Annotated in this window: 20 protein-coding genes; 3 read left to right on the top strand and 17 right to left on the bottom strand. The window is 44.6% G+C overall.

What is annotated here, in order from left to right:
- Positions 1-61: 61 nt before the first annotated feature.
- The 8 genes from fusA to ACXAD4_RS28160 all read right to left on the bottom strand — a co-directional run bounded on the left by fusA (position 62) and on the right by ACXAD4_RS28160 (position 9,611).
- Entirely contained in the window at positions 62-2,086 is a 2,025-nt protein-coding gene (gene fusA, locus ACXAD4_RS28195) for an elongation factor G (protein WP_475245442.1), read from the bottom strand.
- A 345-nt stretch (positions 2,087-2,431) separates the two neighbouring features.
- Positions 2,432-3,610: a tetratricopeptide repeat protein gene (locus tag ACXAD4_RS28190; protein ID WP_475245440.1), complete on the bottom strand. Its 1,179-nt coding sequence runs from the start codon at positions 3,608-3,610 to the stop codon at positions 2,432-2,434.
- Positions 3,607-4,224 (bottom strand): energy transducer TonB, encoded by a 618-nt coding sequence (locus tag ACXAD4_RS28185; RefSeq protein WP_475245438.1) that lies wholly within the window; start codon positions 4,222-4,224, stop codon positions 3,607-3,609. The genes ACXAD4_RS28190 and ACXAD4_RS28185 overlap by 4 nt, the downstream gene beginning before the upstream one ends.
- On the bottom strand, positions 4,224-4,628 hold the full coding sequence (locus tag ACXAD4_RS28180) for an ExbD/TolR family protein (RefSeq protein WP_107296501.1): 405 nt from the start codon (positions 4,626-4,628) through the stop codon (positions 4,224-4,226). Before ACXAD4_RS28180 ends, ACXAD4_RS28185 begins: the two co-directional genes overlap by 1 nt.
- Positions 4,628-5,188, bottom strand: a complete 561-nt coding sequence (locus ACXAD4_RS28175; protein ID WP_475245437.1) for a MotA/TolQ/ExbB proton channel family protein — start codon at positions 5,186-5,188, stop codon at positions 4,628-4,630. Before ACXAD4_RS28175 ends, ACXAD4_RS28180 begins: the two co-directional genes overlap by 1 nt.
- Positions 5,188-6,519 (bottom strand): MotA/TolQ/ExbB proton channel family protein, encoded by a 1,332-nt coding sequence (locus tag ACXAD4_RS28170; protein WP_475245435.1) that lies wholly within the window; start codon positions 6,517-6,519, stop codon positions 5,188-5,190. Before ACXAD4_RS28170 ends, ACXAD4_RS28175 begins: the two co-directional genes overlap by 1 nt.
- 1 nt (position 6,520) lies before the next feature.
- On the bottom strand, positions 6,521-7,282 hold the full coding sequence (locus tag ACXAD4_RS28165) for a DUF3450 domain-containing protein (RefSeq protein WP_475245434.1): 762 nt from the start codon (positions 7,280-7,282) through the stop codon (positions 6,521-6,523).
- 196 nt (positions 7,283-7,478) lie between these two features.
- On the bottom strand, positions 7,479-9,611 hold the full coding sequence (locus tag ACXAD4_RS28160) for a TonB-dependent siderophore receptor (protein WP_475245433.1): 2,133 nt from the start codon (positions 9,609-9,611) through the stop codon (positions 7,479-7,481).
- A 239-nt stretch (positions 9,612-9,850) separates the two neighbouring features.
- Here ACXAD4_RS28160 and ACXAD4_RS28155 point away from each other — a divergent pair, with 239 nt between their 5' ends.
- Positions 9,851-10,321, top strand: a complete 471-nt coding sequence (locus ACXAD4_RS28155) for a hypothetical protein (RefSeq protein ID WP_475245432.1) — start codon at positions 9,851-9,853, stop codon at positions 10,319-10,321.
- A gap of 36 nt (positions 10,322-10,357) precedes the next feature.
- Here ACXAD4_RS28155 and ACXAD4_RS28150 read toward each other — a convergent pair whose 3' ends face one another.
- Positions 10,358-11,740 carry a HAMP domain-containing sensor histidine kinase gene (locus ACXAD4_RS28150; RefSeq protein ID WP_475245431.1) on the bottom strand — a complete coding sequence of 461 codons (1,383 nt, stop codon included), beginning with the start codon at positions 11,738-11,740 and terminating at the stop codon, positions 10,358-10,360.
- Between the two features lie 246 nt (positions 11,741-11,986).
- On the opposite strand from ACXAD4_RS28150, the gene ACXAD4_RS28145 reads away from it, so the two are divergent.
- A complete protein-coding gene (locus tag ACXAD4_RS28145) occupies positions 11,987-12,616 on the top strand; it encodes a hypothetical protein (protein ID WP_475245430.1) in 630 nt (209 codons plus the stop codon).
- 10 nt (positions 12,617-12,626) lie between these two features.
- Here ACXAD4_RS28145 and ACXAD4_RS28140 read toward each other — a convergent pair whose 3' ends face one another.
- Both ACXAD4_RS28140 and ACXAD4_RS28135 read right to left on the bottom strand, forming a co-directional pair.
- Positions 12,627-13,145: a hypothetical protein gene (locus tag ACXAD4_RS28140; protein WP_475245429.1), complete on the bottom strand. Its 519-nt coding sequence runs from the start codon at positions 13,143-13,145 to the stop codon at positions 12,627-12,629.
- Positions 13,146-13,247: 102 nt separating this feature from the next.
- A complete protein-coding gene (locus ACXAD4_RS28135; RefSeq protein WP_475245428.1) occupies positions 13,248-13,769 on the bottom strand; it encodes a nicotinate-nicotinamide nucleotide adenylyltransferase in 522 nt (173 codons plus the stop codon).
- A gap of 182 nt (positions 13,770-13,951) precedes the next feature.
- On the opposite strand from ACXAD4_RS28135, the gene nadE reads away from it, so the two are divergent.
- Positions 13,952-14,788 carry an ammonia-dependent NAD(+) synthetase gene (gene nadE, locus ACXAD4_RS28130; RefSeq protein WP_475245427.1) on the top strand — a complete coding sequence of 279 codons (837 nt, stop codon included), beginning with the start codon at positions 13,952-13,954 and terminating at the stop codon, positions 14,786-14,788.
- A gap of 63 nt (positions 14,789-14,851) precedes the next feature.
- On the opposite strand, the gene ACXAD4_RS28125 is transcribed toward nadE, so the two are convergent.
- The 6 genes from ACXAD4_RS28125 to vxrA form a co-directional block, all read right to left on the bottom strand.
- Entirely contained in the window at positions 14,852-15,367 is a 516-nt protein-coding gene (locus tag ACXAD4_RS28125) for a phosphohydrolase (RefSeq protein ID WP_475245426.1), read from the bottom strand.
- Between the two features lie 199 nt (positions 15,368-15,566).
- A complete protein-coding gene (locus ACXAD4_RS28120; protein WP_317520189.1) occupies positions 15,567-15,737 on the bottom strand; it encodes a YoaH family protein in 171 nt (56 codons plus the stop codon).
- A gap of 73 nt (positions 15,738-15,810) precedes the next feature.
- On the bottom strand, positions 15,811-17,031 hold the full coding sequence (locus ACXAD4_RS28115; protein WP_475245425.1) for an NnrS family protein: 1,221 nt from the start codon (positions 17,029-17,031) through the stop codon (positions 15,811-15,813).
- A 141-nt stretch (positions 17,032-17,172) separates the two neighbouring features.
- Positions 17,173-18,036, bottom strand: a complete 864-nt coding sequence (locus tag ACXAD4_RS28110; RefSeq protein ID WP_475245423.1) for a DUF2861 family protein — start codon at positions 18,034-18,036, stop codon at positions 17,173-17,175.
- Between the two features lies 1 nt (position 18,037).
- Positions 18,038-18,700 carry a response regulator transcription factor gene (locus tag ACXAD4_RS28105; RefSeq protein ID WP_475245421.1) on the bottom strand — a complete coding sequence of 221 codons (663 nt, stop codon included), beginning with the start codon at positions 18,698-18,700 and terminating at the stop codon, positions 18,038-18,040.
- Positions 18,675-20,114 carry a sensor histidine kinase VxrA gene (gene vxrA / locus ACXAD4_RS28100; RefSeq protein WP_475245419.1) on the bottom strand — a complete coding sequence of 480 codons (1,440 nt, stop codon included), beginning with the start codon at positions 20,112-20,114 and terminating at the stop codon, positions 18,675-18,677. The genes ACXAD4_RS28105 and vxrA overlap by 26 nt, the downstream gene beginning before the upstream one ends.
- Positions 20,115-20,256 lie beyond the last annotated feature (142 nt).

Below are 20,256 nucleotides of genomic sequence, written 5' to 3'. Positions count from 1 at the left end.
TAAATAGGCTCCTGATTTCAGGAGCCTTTAATTAGTCAAAGGTGCTGGCTATATATTTTTGCTAACACGTTTCTTCAGCAGCACTGCATACCTTTTTCTGTACAGTGTTGGGGGCAGGTTCGTAGTGACTCAATACCATACTGAAACTGCCTTCACCGCCAGTCATCGCCCTCAAACGCTGTGAGTAATCTAACAGCTCATTTTGCGGGATCCGCGCTTGAAGTGAGGTGAAATTGTTTTCTTCAGATTGAGTGCCCAATATCACGCCTCGGTTTGCGGCCAGATCACCGCTAATGTCACCAACAGAATCCGTTGGGATCTGCAGATTAAGTTCAACGATAGGCTCAAGAACAATAGGGTTGGCATTGTTCACTGCATCAAGGAACGCTTTCTTACCCGCAATCACAAATGCGATTTCCTTAGAGTCCACTGAATGGTACTTACCATCATAAACAGTGACTTCTATGTCATGTATAGGGTTACCAGAAATAGCCCCCTCCTCTACCGCTTGACGGATACCCTTTTCTACCGCGGGGATTAATGATGTTGGGATCGCACCACCTACCACTTTGTTGATGAATACAAAGCCATCACCACGTTCTAATGGGCGAACTTTGAGCTGAACTTCACCAAACTGCCCAGCGCCTCCACTTTGTTTTTTGTGGCGATAATGGCCTTCAGCTTGTTGGGTGATCGTTTCAAAATACTCAATACTTGGCTGTTCGGTATTGACGTTGAGCTTATATACCGATGCCATTTTTTCCAGCGCGATTTTCAAGTGGAATTCACCTTGCCCACCTAAAACCGTTTCATTGGTGCGGGTACGGTGCTCAAGACGCAATGAAGGATCTTCAGACGATATTTTGTTAAGTACTTCTGATAATTTCTGTTCGTCTCCCCTTTTGGTGGTTTGCAGCGCCAAGCTATACATGGGCGCAGGAAAATCAATGGTTTTCATGATGACATCATCTTCATCATGGGAGTCATGGACTACCGAATCAAAATTCAAATCATCCACTTTTGCCAATACACAAAAATCACCCGCTCTCGCACTAGCGATTTCTAAACGTTTCTTCCCTTGTAACTGATATAAGTGTCCAACTTTAAACGCCTTGCTATTTTCTCCGATGTAAAGCTGAGAGCCGGCATTTATTTCACCCTGGAATACCCGCAAATACGCCAGTTTTCCTAAATACGGATCGACACTGACTTTGTAAACATGAGCTACCGTATGATCCAACTGTTCACAGTCAACTCGAATTTGCTGGCCGTTTTTCTCCAACATCGGTGGATTACCTTCAGAAGGCATCGGCATGATTTCCGCTAAAGTTCGGAGCAATAGTGAAATGCCCTGCCCAGTTTCTGCTGATACGAAACATACCGGGATCACATGCCCCGTTCTTAAAGCTTCCTCGAAGGGATCATGAAGTTGCTCTGGTGTAAGAGAAGAGCCTTGCTCTAAATATAGCTCCATGAGATTTTCGTCAACTTCGATAACCTGATCAATAAGCTGCTCATGTGCTGCTTCAACGCTATCCCACAAGGTGTCTGCGTCATAATCGGGTGAGAAATAGCAGTCAACAATGGATTGGCCATCCGCTGAAGGTAAATTGATCGGCAGACACTCCTGACCAAAGTGCGCTTGGATTTCCTGAAGGAGCTGAGGTATTTTATCAGGGTTCAGATCGACCTTATTGATGATGACCATCTGGCACTTTTTCTGCGACTGGGCAAAAGAATATAACTTTTCTGAAACTTGGTTAAGCGGTGTGTTGGCATCAAAAACTAAAGCAGAAGTTTCAACAGCAGGATAGATACTGAGTGTACGACCCAACAACTCGGGTAAACCGGGGGTATCAATAACATTCATGCGGTGTTTTTGCCAACAAAGTGCGGCGGGGGTAGCTTCAATACTGTGTTGATAGTGGATTGACTGGTCATCAAAGTCTGTAACGGTGTCACCTTCTTTGACATTTCCGAGATGAGTGGTGCATTCTGACTCAAACAACAGACGCTCAATCAAGGTCGTTTTACCTACCCCGCTTTGACCGACTATTGCAACATTACGAATTTCATTCATAGACATAACAGCCTCCGAAGATCAGAAAGACAAACGCTATTTTTCAGCATAAATGGCGGTTTCCCGCCTTCTCGTCTTCCAGGTCAATTTTCGGATGGGTACGTCCATAAGCAGAGGCCCAAATCGCCGCAAGAGTATTAGTAAGAATAACCAAACTTTAAAATTTCATTGTCTCGAATAGCTTGCGCCCATTGACTTCGATTTAATGTGAGTTATTTCATAAGGATGAAGATTGTCTGTTTTTTGTTATAAAAAAAGGCCACATTTGTGACATTCAACGTAAGTGTAGATATCACAACTGCAGCCATTTACTAATCAGGTCTGGTTAAGTACGGTTGTAAGCCTAATAACTTAGCTTGCCATTTCTCTTTTTTGAGACAGATACTTAATCCAGCTTTTTGATGCTGTAGTGGACTCAATATTGTCTGCTTGCTTGGCAAAGATAATGGCTTTTTCAAGATTATCGAGCTTGTAATATGCGCGTACCTTGGCGAGCGCAACTTCAGCCGCATGCTCTTTGTCTTTGACTTTATCAAGCTCAGCGATGGCTTTCTGATAATAACCTTGCTGAAGGAGCAATTGAGCCAAAGGCCAGCGGTGTTTATTGTTCAACGCTGCCGCTTTACGCCATACCGAGATGGACTTATCCCACTCTTTCGCGATTTGCCAATATTGTGCCTGCAATACAACAAGCTCAACATCTGAGTCAGCATCTTCAAGTTGTGAGAACAGAATCGCTGCGCGCTCTGGGATACCTCGCTGAGCATAAAGCTGAGCCAGTGTCTTCAAGTCTTGTTGCGACAACTCTACACCTTGTCTACGTGCCAACGCCAACGTATCTAGTGCCGATTTTGACTGGCCTAAACGCAGTTGGATACCGACCGTCTGCTGCCACCAAACCAGCTTGTTCGGCTCAAGGGCAATCAGGCTTTCCAAGGTTGGTAATGACGCTTTCCATTGCTTGAGCTGCAATTGGGCACCAAGCTTGATGGTCAAAGGTTGCACATCAAGTTTGCCTGCATACTTGCCATAAGTGTTGATAGCACTCAACGTTTGTTGCCACTCAGAGATCTGATAGTGTGACTGGGCAATGCGAAGCCAGAGCTCATCAGCTTTCTGATTTTCAGGGATATTCTTGCTCAAGGCATAGTAATGCGGCAAAGCCTGCTTGAACCTTTCACTTGAGAGCAAGATATCGGCTAACATACGCTGTGTCACCCATGCCTGTTCGTCTTGGAGCAAGCCTGAATTGACGGCATCAGATAGATTTGCAATCGCTTTTGCCGTGTTATCTTGCTGCCAATAAAACACACCCAACATACGTTGGACATAGGCCTTGTCGTATGCCCGAGATGGGTTTAGCCCCTCAAGCATCGTAATTGCTTCACCCAACTTCTCATCTTGCTGAAGGTTATGTGCTCGCTGCACTCGCCCCGCCGTATACTGTGAAAGTTCAGCCGATACAGCCTGTTCAGGAATTAGGCCAAGCGGTAGTGACAAGGCAACAAGTAATGTCAGTTTCTTGATCATTTCTGTATTTTAAACTCCAGTCTTACCGTTTGACCAACCTGAGCAATCGACTTGCCATCGACAACTTTAGGCTGGTACTTCCATTTTCTCAGTGCTTGAATAGCCTCACGCTCAAATAAACGACGCGGCTTGGCATCCAGTACGCTGATATCCGTTGGCCGACCTTGTGGGTCAATGGTAAATGACATGACAACGTAACCTTCCGCCCCCTGCTTCATCGCCCTTGAAGGATACTTTGGCTCAACACGGTATAGCGGCATAGCCTGTTGGTTAGAACCAAAATCAGAGAAGGTTGGCATATTAATCGCCAAACCCGATACCGACGCGTCCAAATTCAAGTTCGGCATTGAAGGCGAAATGGTATTGGTCACGGCCTGGTTCGTCGCCTGTGGCATGGCCTGCGGTGGCGGTTCCGGTGTTTCAGGTTTCTCCGGTACCGCACGCTGCCTACGCTGAGCTTCACGTTCCTGCTCAACCATCACCATATCAAACGCTAAGAGCTGTTTTTCAGCCTCAGGTCGCTGGTTGCCGTTATCGACCATCCACGCCATGAAAGTGAACAAGCCTAACGCCATCGCGAAAGCAGCTGGAATTGCAATGAGTATACGCAGCATTAGCGCTTCTCCGCAGCCAGCGCTATTTTCTGTACACCCGCGCCTTTAGCGGCATCCATCACTCTAACAACTGTACCGTTATAGGCGTGTTCATCAGCCTGAATCACCAAAGAGGCTTCTGGTTGCTCAAGAAGTAAGTGTTCAAGTGTTGCCTGAACGCGTTCTACATCAACAACGCGCTTATCAATGTAGACATCGTTGGCAGAAGTTATAGCAATGAAGATACCCGCATCTTTCTGGCTGACAACATTACTCGCTTGGGGACGATTCACTTCGACACCAGACTCTCGAACAAATGAGCTGGTTACAATGAAGAAAATCAACATGATAAATACGATATCCAGCATAGACGTCAGGTCTACCTGGGCATCTTCACGGGCTGAAGAAGGACGACTCAGTCTCATTACTGACTCCTCAATAATTTTTCTAACTTAATTTCGCGCTTGTGGCAGGACTTTGATAAGCGAGAGTGCACAAACATCCCTGATAACGCGGCAACCATACCGGCCATCGTCGGTAGTGTGGCAAGGGAAATCCCCGATGCCATCAGCCTTGGCTGGCTGCTACCTTGCGTTGCCATCACATCAAATACCGAGATCATACCGGTAACCGTACCCAGCAAACCAAGCATTGGGCAAATCGCGACAAGCACCTTAATAAGGTTCAGGTTTTGGTTAAGCGCAATATGTGCTTGGCTCAGCCAACCATCACGAATAGATCGTGCGTACCACGATGCATGGTCATCCCTTGATTGCCACTTTTCCAACCAAACCTGGCGCTGTTTCGGATAGGTAATGAGCAGGTATAACACCCGCTCAATAACCAAGATCCAGCAAAACATCACAACCGCTGCCAACCACCAGAGAACCTGACCACCTTGGTTCATAAAGGTCTCAAGTGAGTATTTCCAAGCATCAAAGAATGAAGCTTGCACTAGCGGAACTTCATACAGATTGCTTTCCATTATGCGGTCGTTCCTGCTTTTTCAGCTTGCTCAGCAACTAGGCTAATACCTTGTTTTTCCAAGATACTACGAATTGTTTCAGCCTGAGTCGTCAACATGTTGTGTGCCAATAGCAGTGGCATTGCCGCTACTAGGCCAAGCACTGTAGTAACAAGTGCCATTGAAATACCACCCGCCATTACAGTCGGGTCACCGTTACCAAACTGGGTGATCACTTGGAAGGTTTCGATCATACCAGTTACTGTACCCAGTAGACCCAGCATCGGCGCGAGAGCCGCCAGAAGCTTCAGCATTGAAAGGCCTTTCTCTAGACCTTGCTGCTCATCAACAATCGTTTCAAGCAAACGCAATTCAAGTGCTTCAACACTGCGGTTCTGTTCTTTGCTGTAAACACTTAGTACGCGACCCAGTGGATTGTTGCCTGGGTTTTCGGGTGTTTTAAGCTGCTTTTTGATTTGTTGACGGATAACAAACAACTTAGCACCACGGAAAAGGCCAATAGACAGACCAATCGCCAGTAGGCCAAGGATGATCTTACCGACTACACCACCGTGCTCGATGCGATCTTTTAGTTCGGGCGCATTGGCTAGCTGTTCAAGCATAATACCGCGTGATGGGTCGACAACCATCGACTGCATACCACTTTGCTCAAGCTGAGAAAGCTGGTTGCTCACAGGGCCGTTTTGCGGCTGACGAAGATATGGTTTTGCGGATTCGCGTTTACCGTCCCAAGATAGGTAACCTTTTTCACCAATCAGGCCAAGGCTGCCTAAGCGGTATGCATCTACATTTGCACTCTTACCCTGACCGTCGATAAACGGAACAGATACCGCTCGCAGTTCACGGCTTGCTTGAATTTGCTCTTCAAGCCCTTTCCACAGACCGTTCAGTTCTTCTAATGAAGGTAGAGTTCGAGCATCAACAATGCTGTCGATAACCTGACGGTATTCATTTCGGTCAACACCCGTTACCGAGAAGCCCACTTCAGAATCAAGATCTTTGGCGGCTTGACGAACAACACCGAACAATTCACCCAGGCTGCCCGTTTCTAGACGAAGCTGCTCTTCCAGTTTCGCCAATTCGTTTTCATTTGAGCTGAACGTCGTACTTAGCTTGTCTGTTTCTGCTTGTAGCTTCTGACGTTGTTTAATTAAAGCATCACGCTGAGCTTTGAATTCTTGCTCAGTCATCTTGAAGCCTTGTTCACGCTCAGCATTGTGTTGCTGCTGAACTTTGGCTTCTTGACGGGTATCTTGAACTAACGAGGTATTTGCTGAAACTACAGGAACAGTAAATAGGCACAACGCTGCCACTAACGCTTTGATTTTCATGTTACTTAGTCTCCACGTTAACTGAAACTGGCAGTGAAATTAGGCTCGGGGCCGCTTGCTTTGACGCAATCGCAAAAGCCTTGTTGATGTCTGATGCAAAAGAGTGATCAAGTGATTGCCACACCGACTCTTTCTCGTTCCAAGACCAGTAGTTGGTTCCATCAAGGCTGCGAGCAACAAGGGAAACACGGCCTAGGTAGAGCATATCTGCTTCAATCGAGCCACTTTCTAGCGCCAGTTGGCCCTGATAGACACCCATTTTAGTACCGTAATCGAGCTCAATTTGATAAGCCTCGAGAATACGACGGTATTTTTCTGCATCGCTAATATCAGCCTGCACCATCATCTTTTCTAGCTTTTCAATACGCGCCAAACGTTGCTCTTTTCGGATAGGCTTGTCTGATTCGACATTGGTCTTTAGGCCATTAAGCATGCTGTACATCAATGGCACCACACCCTGTCGGGTATCTTTAATGCCTTCAATCTGCTGGTTGAGGCTTGCCATTTCTTGGGTCTGGCTGTTAACCAGATTGGCAAGGTGGTCACGATAAACCTGCAGGTTCTGTACTTCTTCCTGAAGCTGTTCGATTTCCGCTTTCATTGACAACGTTGCTTCGGCGCTACGGTCAATTTTCTTCTGGCTGTTAGCTGAGGCCGCATTCATCGAGCTTTCAAGGCTGCGAGCGTCACCTAGTGTACTGGCTTGTGCGCCAGCTGTGAGACTAAGTACCAATAGCGCGAGGCTAGTTTTCTTGATATTCATTTTAAAATCAATGCACTAATAAACGTTAAAAATCTTCAATCTATGAAGGCTATACCAAAAACAAATAAACTCATCGAGTGCTAGTCAATGAGTGAAAATCAATATACAACAAATGAAAATCAATATCATTTGGATTTACATTATTTAATTAAACAGTAAAAGGGAGAGCACACAGCCCTCCCCCTTTATTAATCAATTAGTAACGTACTTGCAACGTAGCCATGTAATTGCGGCCTTCGCCAAGGGTTACATTGGTGTTATCACCACCCATCATGTAATCCGTATCGAAAACATTTTCCACATTGAAGCGAGCGATGAAATCTAGGTTCTGATCATAATGGATAGTATGAGAAATACCCATATCCACACGCGTGTAAGCATCTTTCTTAAACGTGTTGGCATCATCACCGTAACGCTCACCAACATATGTCAATCCAAGGTTAACATTGGTATTGTTCTCAAATGCGTACCGAGACCAAACTGTCGCTCCAAACTCTGGAACATCTGCAGGACGGTTACCCTGATAGTCCGCATGGCTCTTGTACTCAGCATCTAGGTACATCGCGTTACCGTGCAACGAGAATTGCTCTGTTAGGTAACCTTGCATTGCAAACTCAGCACCTCGGTGTACTTGTTCACCGCCTTGCGTTTTAGTGTATTCGCCATTTGAGTGCTTGATATCCAAAGCAACATCTTCTAATGCGATATCAAAAACAGCACCAGTCACAAACAAACGTTCGTCGAACAGTTCCCACTTCGTACCTAGCTCATATTGCTTACCGGTACGTGGTTTTAGATGCTCGCCATCGTTACGGTACTTTTTCTTACTACTTGAAGTTACTTCGCCCTGTGGCTCAAAGCTTTCAGAGTAAGAGGCGTAAATTGAGCCATTGCTCTGTGGGTGGTAAATCACAGCGACTTTAGGCGTCAGGGCATCTTCTACTAGATCTTTACCTTTTGTTTCTTCACGGTCGTAACGAAGACCCGCCAATGCTTGCCACTGGTCGTTAAACGTTACCATATCTTGGATATAGAAGCCGTATGAATCGCGCTCTGTTGGTGTTCCTTTCTTCTGTGTGGTGTAGTCAAGCCCCTCAGGTTTTGGCATTGGTTTTCCAACTTGAGCTGTGTAGTAATCGCACACCTCTTTTCCGTTGGCATCTTCGCTGCAATTACTATCTGAGTGTTGTTGCCTCTGATAGAAATATCCTAGCCAGTTAGCCCCGACAAGTAGCTGGTGATCAACTCCAAATGCTGAGAATTCGCCTACAAAGTCAAGAAATGCAGTGTCATATTGCCAATCATCTGAGCGATCATAGCCTTGGTATAAAAACTCACCCGTCTCAGGGTCATAGGTTTCTGGCTGTGAAAAGCTTTCAGTATCGTGACGCAAGAAGTTCTGATGGTTATAGCTCGCTGTCATGCGCCATATATCAGTTAGCTGCGCGTTTACATCAATACCATAGTTTTCAACGTTATTTTCAATCTGTGACCACTGAGCATCCCAAATGTGTTCATTGCCTAGAACTACCTGTCCATCTTTAACATATGCACCCGAATCCACACTGCCTTTGTCGCGAGTTTTATCGTAGTGAACAGACACAGTGACGTTATCGTTAACGTCGTAATCAACAAACAACCCACCCACAAAACGTTCTGTCGAAGGCGTGCTTCCATCAGTGTAAGAGCGCCAGTTGTCATATGTTTGCTGAGAAACAATTGCGCGAGCACGTAATGTCTGGGCTTCGTTAAGCGCACCGCTAACATCAACAACAGTGCGTGATTCGTTATCAGAGCCGATATCCTGGCTAACATTCACTTGTGTTTCGTAGGTTGGTTTCTTAGAAACCATATTGATCAAACCGCCTGGTGCCGACTTCCCGTACAACAGCCCAGAAGGCCCTTTCAATACTTCGACCCGCTCTAGCAACTCAATAGGCTGACGGTAATGGGACCAATGTTGCTTACCGTCTCGTAAGAAACCACTACCGCTTTGCACTTCAAAACCACGCAAGGAATATGTGACGCGGTTACGTGTTTTATCACCGATAGAAACACTAGAGTCGTTTTGTAGCACCTGGTCCAACGAACTGGCACGTTGCTCATCAATCAACTGCTCGTCGATAATGGATACCTGACCTGCTGTTTCTAGTTGCGTCGCTTCGATACGCATAGCTGATGTGTTGGTATCCGCTTTATATCCATAGTCACGACCCGTAACAACCATGTGCTCATCAACATCAGTTGTCGCAGTGTGCTCTTGGGCATAGACAGCAGGTGCCGCTAGGATGGCACCAATAAGTAAAGTCAATTGACTTTTATTAAACATATTCCGTTACTCCAAATCGTTTGAGATACAGCGCCTTGTTTTTGATTTATTGATAGGCGGCTTTGTTGTACCCACATGCATTTTTGTGCTGAGAGGAATATAAGTGATAACCATTACCATTTGCAGTTAATTTACATTCTTTGCATTCGTAAAGAAGTGTAAACTTACATCAAACTCATCCTGTTCTGATTTCCCCATACAGGAAATGTGTCATTTTCATGGCAGGCAGGTATAATGCGATGTTTTTTAAAATTATCGGTACATTTGAAGTGACAGAAGTAAACCTAGATAACGTTCGTCAGCAACTGACAGCCCTTAACCTAAAAGCAGAAAAAATGCGCATTGTCACCGTTTCTGCAATGGATGAGGATGTACTTGAGTCGTGTACATCGACTGAGGGTGAATGTTTCTATAACAGCTATATGAACGTCATTTACGGAAAAGGTGATCGTTACGTACTTGGCTATCGCTGCGGCGAAGAGGTTGTAGACCATGCAATCATCCGTAAAGGCGATAAATACTATGACCCAACCCTACAAGCTGAAGGTGACTTCAAAGAATACCAGTACGCTGTGATGACTGAATTCACAGTGTTTGACATGATGAAACACGCCAAAAGCAATAAAGACTTCCCGCCAGACGTAGATTACATTTTCAGCAAGGCAGGCAAATTCAAAAACGTTATTGATATCGAACGTTTAAAGAAATAACACTAAGCCCGATGCAATGCATCGGGCTTTTTTCAGTTATACGGCTCTAGGCAATTGAACTCTTACACGAAAGCCATCAGCCAGGTTTTCCGCTTCAACTTTACCATTCATGATGGTTGCCGCTTCTTTCACAATCGCCAGCCCTAGCCCATAGCCACCAGCTTGCTTTTCACGCGATGATTCAATCCGGGTAAACGGGTCAAAGATTGTGGTGATATTCTGTGTTGAGATGCCTTTTCCAGTGTCTTCCACCCACATTTCAATCGCTTCCTCCCCTAAAGACCTAACAGAAACACTGATATTTGCCTGCTTACCCGCATACTTGATGGCATTGCCAATTAAGTTGTTCAAAATACGAAGTACCAAGCTGTTATCCGCTACCGCCAACATTTCACTCTGATCATTATTAAATTGTAATGACTGTCCACTTAGCAATGCATCTTTCATCTTTTCAACTTGAAAAACGCATAGACTTGATAGATCAGTTGGGTGCAGTTTCAATTGGTAGTTGGCATTTTCCAATCGGCTATATTCAAGGATCTCGCTGACCAGCTCGTTCATTTCACAAGACTCTCGCTCAAGACGATCCAATAAACCTTGCTGCTCATCCGGCAGTTTTCTTCTCAATAAGTGCAAGGCTAAATCATGTCGAGCTAATGGCGTTTTAAGCTCATGCGACACATCCCTTATCAAACTTTTTTGCTTTTCCGATAAAGCATCGATCCGCCGGGTCATATGGTCGAAGCTGTTAGCAAGGGCAGAAAACTCAGTCACTGTATCACCAACCTCATGGCCCACTCTGACCGAAAAGTCCCCCTCAGCTAAACGCTGACTTGCTACCTGAAGCTTATTCAGCGGTTGTTGCAAATGCCTCGCAAGGATCAGAGACAACACGCCTAGTATCAGACCTGCAATGACTACCTTTATCACAGTAAAGTAGTAAGTAAAAAAACGTGCGGGATGATGATGGTGCGGAAACTGAATATAAATGGTATGTCCAGTCTGTAGCGGGATAGCAATGATCGGTTGATTAACCTCATTATCAAAAACCGTGTCAATGTCGCGGGCATACTGCAGCTTAAATTCGAAATGTGGGTGCATCTCCCTTCCACTAATTGCTTGTTGTTTTTCGTCTAACACAAACAAATAGTATTTCTGTCCCCTTTCCCAATCAGCAAGTTCATCCATATCCCCCTCACGGATATTGACTTCAGCCTGATAGGCCATCTCTACCATATCTGCCTTAATCTTTTCTGGAACATGCAGCATCACTCTTACCAATGCTGCTTCAGCAAGGTTCTGTAACAAGAGAATGATAAACAAGCTAATCGCAAATGAAGAAAATAACTTGAACGCTAATCCATCTCGATCACCGAGACAAAAAGTAGACTTTATCTTTTGAATAACAATGAGACTCATTACAGATTACAGATAATTTTTTGCCAGAGTAGCACAAGCTGTGAGTCAATATTCACTTTATCCCACTTTACGAGCAAAAATGCGCCATTTCAGGCTAATCTATTGGTAGATTCACTAATTTCATGTACCAAATTAACAAATTTTGTTTACATAACTGTCTTATTCGCTATGTATCATGTTAAATAGCATATAACGTTATACAACGTACTCGGTATGATCGGCGACGCCATTGCAAGGACGCAACAAATGAAACGCTTCATCACTCTTACATTTTGCTTGTTTATCTGGGGATGCAGTTCTGGTATCTATATCAATGTGCCAGAAACTATCGCCAATAAAACCAGTGCGACTGGCTATCTTGCTGGTAGCCTTGGTGTAACGACAGTATGGCCCTCAACAGGCGAAGGAATCATCACTACCCTCTCAATCCGTCCAGTCGGCAAGACAGATGAAATCACATTAACCAACACTCAAGCCAAGTCTGACTTTGAAAACGAGCATGATAAAGGCCAGCTGTTCGTTGCAGAACTTCCTATCGGCCGCTATGAAATAAACCAAGTGCAATTTAAGGGGAGCAATGGCCGTAAAACCGTGCGTTCTACTTCTAATCAAAATCTTGCTATTTATTTTGATATCACTGAAGACGAAGTTACATATATTGGGCAGTTCATCACGTCTAGCCTAGTTGCTAATAGTCAATTGTGGAATACGCCGTACCCGAGTGGATTTGGTGTCATCCACCACAGTTATGCGACAAGTAGAGATCATGAACTTATGGCTGAACGCTTCCCTGATCTAGAGGCTCTTTCATTCCATGAAGTGGAGCTGCAAGGATATGACATGAATAAATTAGCATCAAAAGTTATTGAGTATTAAATGAAATAGCTTATTGGAAAGGAATTTCAACTTGAATGAAGACATCCTCTAAGTCGCGATCTTCATGCCAGCGATAATCAAAACGTAGCCGTGGCGATTGACCGTTTTCACCACCAATACCAAAACTCATCTGTAGACCGTATTTCCTTATCAGCTCTTTGACTTCTTCAAAATCCATTAAGTCGTCTTCGGCAAACTTATCAGGCATCCACACACCTAGACCATAAAAGCTTGATGAAACATTGGAGGAGACAAACGGAGAATCAAATTGGCGTGCCCAGTTATCCCAAAAGCTATCTTTTTGCGTTTCACTGGCATTCCACTCAAAAACTGGATCAGAGAATGCATCCGGAGAATTGTAACCACTCTCTGTAGGCATAGCATAAACAGCCGAACACTCGATTTGTTGGGTATATTGAGTTTCTGCCTCTGGTTGAGACCGTTCACCATCAACAGGCGCGATACATGTAGAGCTATTAAAGTATATTGCTGACAACAATAATCCAGAGGAAATATTCAACACAACCATTCAACACAACCATTCAAAACAGCTATTCAACACAGCGATTTAACACAAAAACGGTAACGACTAAATCAAACCCAAAGCTAATTAAATCAACGGTATCTTCACCTATTTGGCATACCACTTATTTTCAGCCAGCATTTTAACAACCTTCTTGGTCGTTAAATGTGAAATTGTGCGACTATTGATAATTTGCTCACGGATTTGGGTACTGCGCACCTTGACGGTTTCAGGACACGCAAGCACCTGCCAGCGCTGCATGATTTCATCAGCCTTGAAGAACTTGCCGAAGTTTAGAAAGTTATCCGGACCAACAACAAATGTAAGGTTTGCATCCGTGTATTTTTTTTCAAGTGCTTCAAGAACAGCAAACGTTGTGATGGCTTCATCGCCAACAGCGATCTCTTCTTCGAGTCTCGACAGTTCTAGGTTGCTCTGTTCTAGATCCTCAATGAAAGCTTCTACCAGTTTGCATCGCGCATCATAGTCCAACATCTGCTTCCCCCAAGCGTGACTATAGCTTGGTAGTAGTATCACTTTGTCAAAATGCGTCAGTCGTTCAATAACTGACTGGTGACCTAAACTCGGTGGGTTAAAAGCACTGCCGAAGATGGCAATTGATGCAGTCATGACTGGAATGTCCTTTTTTTATGCCGTTTTACTGTTTATTTGACTTATTTAACGTAAGAGGATTGATCCTTACATAGAGTTATCGCATATTTTGCAAAAGGTTTAATGCATTTCATCTCTTTTTTGCATTAAATAAAGCTATATGGTTACAAATTGGGCAAGCCCCTGAGGATCGATTCATTATGGAACAGTTAATTCGCGAAGAAATGCGCGTATTACCGGAAATTGATGTGGACTTTGAAATTGAACGCCGCATTGCGTTTATTCAAAAGAAGCTCAAACAGTCAGGATGCAAATCACTGGTTTTGGGTATCAGTGGTGGTGTTGATTCAACCACGCTTGGCCGCCTTTCACAATTGGCAATTGAAGGCCTGAATGCAGCTGAAAATACCAACGAATACCAGTTTATCGCTGTCCGTTTACCGTATGGTGAGCAAAAAGACGAAGATGAAGCTCAGCTTGCCCTGTCTTTTATAAAACCAACCCAATCAGTAAGCGTCAATATTAAAGACGGCGTAGATGGTACCCATGCCAGCACACTATTGGCACTTGAAGGCACAGGCCTTATTCCTGAGAGCGAAGGGGCCATTGACTTCGTTAAAGGTAACGTTAAAGCCCGTACCCGTATGATTGCCCAGTATGAAATCGCTGGACTCGTTGGCGGTTTGGTTCTTGGTACTGACCATTCAGCTGAAAACATTACCGGTTTTTACACCAAATTTGGTGATGGTGCTTGCGACCTTGCTCCTTTATTCGGCTTGAACAAACGCCAGGTTCGACAAGTTGCGGATAAACTGGGTGCGCCAGAGTTGCTTGTACACAAGATACCAACCGCTGATCTTGAAGAGTTGACTCCACAGAAAGCCGATGAAGACGCGCTCAACGTTAGCTACGATCAAATTGATGATTTCCTTGAAGGCAAGCCAGTTGACCAAACCGTATCAGACCGTTTGGTCGGCATCTACAAGGCAACGCAACACAAGCGTCAGCCAATTCCGACGATTTACGACGAAGAGTAATATATCCCGCCAGGGCTGTCGCTATACGTCACTCAATGAAAAGGGCTCAATTGAGCCCTTTTCTTATGATGCTTCTGAGTAACGCAGTAGATTATCTAATTCCCACCAAATCGCTTCGCAAAGCCCTTTTCGATATACAGACTGTTTAAATGCTTGATGCTCTTCTTGATAGAGTTGATAGTAATGATGATTGCTGTATAAGCTCGCACGCACATTCGCTAGCCGGTCGCACGCTTTAACGATTAAAGCAATTCTGGCGGCCTCTTCTACCGTGTCTAACGTTGCCAATCTTTGGTTGATTTGATGTTTCCTATCTTGCCGACTCTCAAGCTTATCATCTGTCATATAACAAACAGCATCAGCAACGAGAAACCCGAAGTCAGCCGCTAATTCGTCGACAGTAGTTTCAGTATCTTCAAGTACGTCATGCAGTTGGGCCACAATCATGGCATCAGTACCAAAGGGGCTGGCTAAACGTGAAACTGCATCGAGATGGATATAATATGGAACGTCACCGTACATCTGTCCTGTGTGCTTAGCCCGGGCCAAAGTACGAGCCTTGAGGTAACGGTTATTCATCCTTCCCTCCTTCATCTAAATCTGACACGACCACACCCAAACAAAATTAGGCCAAATTGAAATCAGGATGTGATTCACTCTTTCAAAGAATGATTTTACTCAATCCCACATAAACAACTGGGATTTATTGCACGATTTGATGAAAAAACGGGCGCCAATTGGCGCCCGTTTCATAGATTCGTATCAGGGATAAGACAAATTATTCCTGCTCGTCTTCCGACTCAGCTTTTTTAGCCTCAGCTTCACGAATGGCATTAGCCACCATCATAATCGCTTCGCCGCTGCTGATCCCCTGTGCCATCAGCTCATGAATTTTTTCTGCCGCTTCTTGTTGCTGCGCGTGAGTCAGTGTCGGAGTGTTGTTAAACATAAATCATCTTACCCGAAATAATAGAGCGCATAGTTTATTGACTTGCGCTCTTGTTGTCACCTGCTATTTATCGTTAGCCCGGGCGTCCGTCTACACGGGGTTTAGATAAAATGGGATAATACACTGCCGTAAAAATAGCGAACGAGAAGGCCCATAAGCCTGCCGATACAACATATGCCTGAATTGTCAGTGCTGGATACATAGCAATTAACAAGGTACGTGATAAAGTCGCCAATACCAACGCAACAAACGCAACTACTATCAGCGGTTTAATTTGTAACGCTCTACCTGTATGGCCTAATGACACACGGGCAATCATCGCTAAAATCATGCAGCCGATCCCACCTACCGTTAAAGTATGTAAAGCTAAGCTATATCCCACACTGTCTGACCAGAAATGCAGGCCTAGTAATATCATGCCAATCACCATGGCCAAGTATGCAAAGTGAAGCAACCATAGCAATGGGACATTTACCGTAGATAAACTGCGCCAACGGATGAAACGGACTAGGTTCATCAAACCTGTTACCACAAGCAATGTTGGTAAGGTAAATGCTGAAATGGCTTCTGGAACAGGTAAAAGTACATTTAACAACAGCAACCAACTTGGTATTAAAGCTCCGTATTCCAACCATTTAATGCGCGTAATTTGCTCAGTTTGGGTACCGCGCCAGGTAAAGAATGGAATCACCCTGCCCCCAACCACCAGTACAATCACACTGATGACCATAACCGTTGCAAAAGAAACCGTTCGCAATGGTGTATCGATCAATCCAAGGGCAATAAGGTGGAAAAAAGCGTTTAATACTGTCATCAATATGATTAACGGGGCAAAAAACAAATTGTTCCATTGACGACGTATGATAATCGGATGAGCTAAAAACCCTGCAGCCAACGGCATCCAGGTTAAATCAACCAGCATCCAAATTAAGTGCGGCGTACTTGAAAACATCGCCAATCGTGCTACTAACCAGAAAGCAAAGATTACCGCAAGCTTCCACCCTCTAACGCCTGGGTTACCAGTCCAATTTTGAACCGCTGTTAACAGGAATCCAATTATAATGGCTCCCGTAAAACCAAATAGCATTTCATGGCTGTGCCACCAAACAGGATTGCTGTACATGTAGCTAGCTAAAGAAACATTCCCAGCCCAGAACAGCCCCCAAAGAAGCATAGAAACAACAGACAGTAAGCTGGCTGCGAGGAAGAAAGGTCGGAAGGCTAAACGAAATAATGGCAGGATCTTCTGCTCTTTTTCGCTATCAAGGATTTGCATCATGGTTTCATCACCCATTTTAAAGATGCATTAATAATACACCTTTAAATTTGCAATGAAAATACATCTTTAGATCTAAATTAAGGTCCCTAATTAAAACCGCCAATAATCAATTAGATGAATTAGACTTACATATAATTATTAGATGAGAAAACCATATTACATTTCAGAATGCTCTACTGGTCTCGTAATACTTTGAATATCACGTACCGCGATTTCACCCTGCCATCGGCTATGAATAATACCGACACTTAGCCAATAGCGCCCATCAGGAAGGTCTACATCAGGCAAGGTTGTAGGCAGCTTACCGTCGACATTTTCCGTCCATAGTGGTGTCCATGACGTATCATTGAGATCATAAATGTTCATTGATAGCACAGGGGATGGACATACTTTATCTGGCAGGCCGTTTCGCTCTATACGCCAATTCTGACTATCAACCCAACCAATTCGTTGCTTGCTCTGAGGCCGGGTTAGCAAAACCCAAGTTTTATAGCTCTCCTCACCGTCAGCACTGATTATCATTTGATACAGGCCTTCGCTGCTCGCTTTTTCTAATCGTTTGGTTTCAAGTGAAAAGTAGCCACCTTTATCTGTTTTAGGTGTAGCTGATAAAATTGACTGCTCTGGCCAACGAATAAAATCAATGTTGGTAATACGCTGTTCTGAAGTCCCCGTGATCGCAAGACGAGGTAAAACCTGATTCTGGTTTTGGACCATTTCTCGCTGAATCACCAAAGTAGACAACCAAGGTGGTAAGGCGGTTACATCAAGGCTACGCCCACAATCTTCAGTAATTGCGAGTTGGAGTAAATCATTTAGATTATTCTGCTGTTCAATATTCGGTGACTGCTGCCAAGCTTGCACCATAGCGCCAAAACTCTCGTTGGTTTTACCTTCGAGTAATTTTTGATGGGCCAAAGTGAACACATCTTGCGATACAAACCAATTAGCGAGTGCATTCGGCGCCCATAGCGCCGAATGCAACACGAAAAGAGAACAAGCAATTGAAAAGTGAGACATCTTATGCCGATTTCATTCGATAACCCACGCCACGGAGGGTCTCAATTTCAATACCTGGAAGCTTCTGTCGCAACTGTAGAATATGGGTATCCACAGTACGTGTTGTCGGGTAATGGTTATAGCCCCATACCTGATCAAGAAGCTCATCACGGGTAAACACACGTCCCGCATTCTTTGCTAAAAAGACCAAAAGTTCGAACTCCGTACGCGTCAAAGTGACAGCGTCACCACCCTGAATGACCTCTCGGCTATCCAGATCAATCGTAATATCACCAACTGAAACTGTATTACTCGGTACAGCCTCCGGTGCACCGGAACGAAGGTGAAGGCGGATACGGGCCAATAACTCTTCCTCAGCGAAAGGTTTGGTGAGGTAGTCTTTAGCACCAGAATCTAAACCAATGACTTTATCGGACACTGACACCATCGCAGTCAGCAGAATCACTGGCACATGTTTTATCTTCAACCAGTCACCCAAGTAACTCAGGGAGTCTCCCTCAGGTAACTGACGGTCAAGTACAACGAGATCAGCTTGAGCCCACTGCTCAGCAACATTCGACGCGCAATCAGCATATAGGCAGTGGTAACCTGCCCCTTTTAAGCTCTCGAGTAAACCATCAGCAAGGTTGCGGTCATCTTCAACCAGAAGCAGAGTTTGATTCACACGGTATCTCCAATATAAAAGTGGTAGGAGGGCCAACTAACTTCATTCGTCCCCCCATTCTTCGGATCATCGATTCAACGATTGTAAGTCCAAGCCCTAGTCCGCGTTCGCTTACGAATGGCTTTCTTAATCTTGCCCAGTCTTTTGCACCGAGCTGACCGTTATCTGAAACGCTTACAATAAGTTTTCCGTTCGAATACGATGATGTTAATTTTACAGGCTTAACGCCATACTTATGGGCATTAGACAACAGATTGTCGATACAAGTGCCCAACCAATAAATATTTACATCTACAGGGCGGTCCTCAGCAAGATCCAGTGTTACCTCATACGGTTCACTCAGGTACTCAACCCACTCATTAAACGAATCAACATGTTGAACACTCAGCTCCTGTTGATTCGCCTGTAAGTAATCTTTACTTGCCTCTGCAAGCTGTCTTAGACGCCTTGAATCTTCAGTCAGACGCCTGAACTCATCATATAAGGTTTCTGGCAGCGCATCAAAATGTCTGCGAAACCCTTCTACTGTCATAGCCAAACTCGCGATTGGTGTTCTCAGTTCGTGAGTCAGGATCTGCAGCACCAACATCCTCTCTTGCATGGCGCGACGGCGGATTCGCCAACGATAGAAACCCCAGCCAAATAGCAAGCTTACATTAACAACCAACAACCCGACTAAAAGATAGAAGGTAAGATGCGATTTATCTTCTTCTTCCCAGCAGATATTACCGCTTTTCAAAATACAAAAACTGGTTGTATCGAGTCGCGTAAAATTCACATCAAACTGGCTCAGAACCGGGGACCACCTTGGCTGATCATAGATGTTGTATTCGTTACCATTACGAATCCAAAGCTCTCCATTTGATATGAAGGCTTCCGCCCCAGCGATATAGACCTGAATTTCATCACGACTCATTCGCTGCAGGCGCCCTAGTACGGTATTCGTTGGCGCTAGGTCACGTTCTTGAATATGAAGAAAATCCCCTAATTTGCCTTTTAAATCAGGATGCTTTTCCAAATACCTTGAGGCATAACTTCCTCCGCCAGGATGAATATATCCTGCCCTTGCAAACCACCCGATTGGTAACACAGTGTTATTACAAATAGCACGAGTAAACACCAATGGCTGAGTGAGCAATGGCGTAACCGGCCACGGACCTTTACAAGTCAACGAACTATTATAAAGCCGCTGAAGCGATTTCAGAGGATATGTCGCTGACTGTGGTAACAGAGATGAAGGTAACAGTAGCTGCGTTGGAAACTGGCCTTGTAGCTGTCTGAAATCATACGTCGCTACTGCCTCGCTTGCCAACAGCTCAGCCCGAACTCCATTAAGGCGCTCAGGTAAGTTCTCTGCCGAAGCAGTATTAGTGCCAGCAAGCAGCAATGAGATCAGTAAGACGAATTTTTTCATAAGTGAAGTCTATCACCCCGCTTTTGGGATATGTCAGGGCTTTGTCATTAGCCTGATGGATAAATGTGCATTCAAATCGCGTCAATCACCTTCGATATTCAAACGGCGATAAACGTTAGAAACTTAATCATATCGGTAAAAT

This window comes from Photobacterium sp. AWH4_225 (assembly GCF_056158405.1).
The sequence above is the reverse complement of the archived record's forward strand: the minus strand, read 5'-3'. Positions and strand labels throughout refer to the sequence as shown.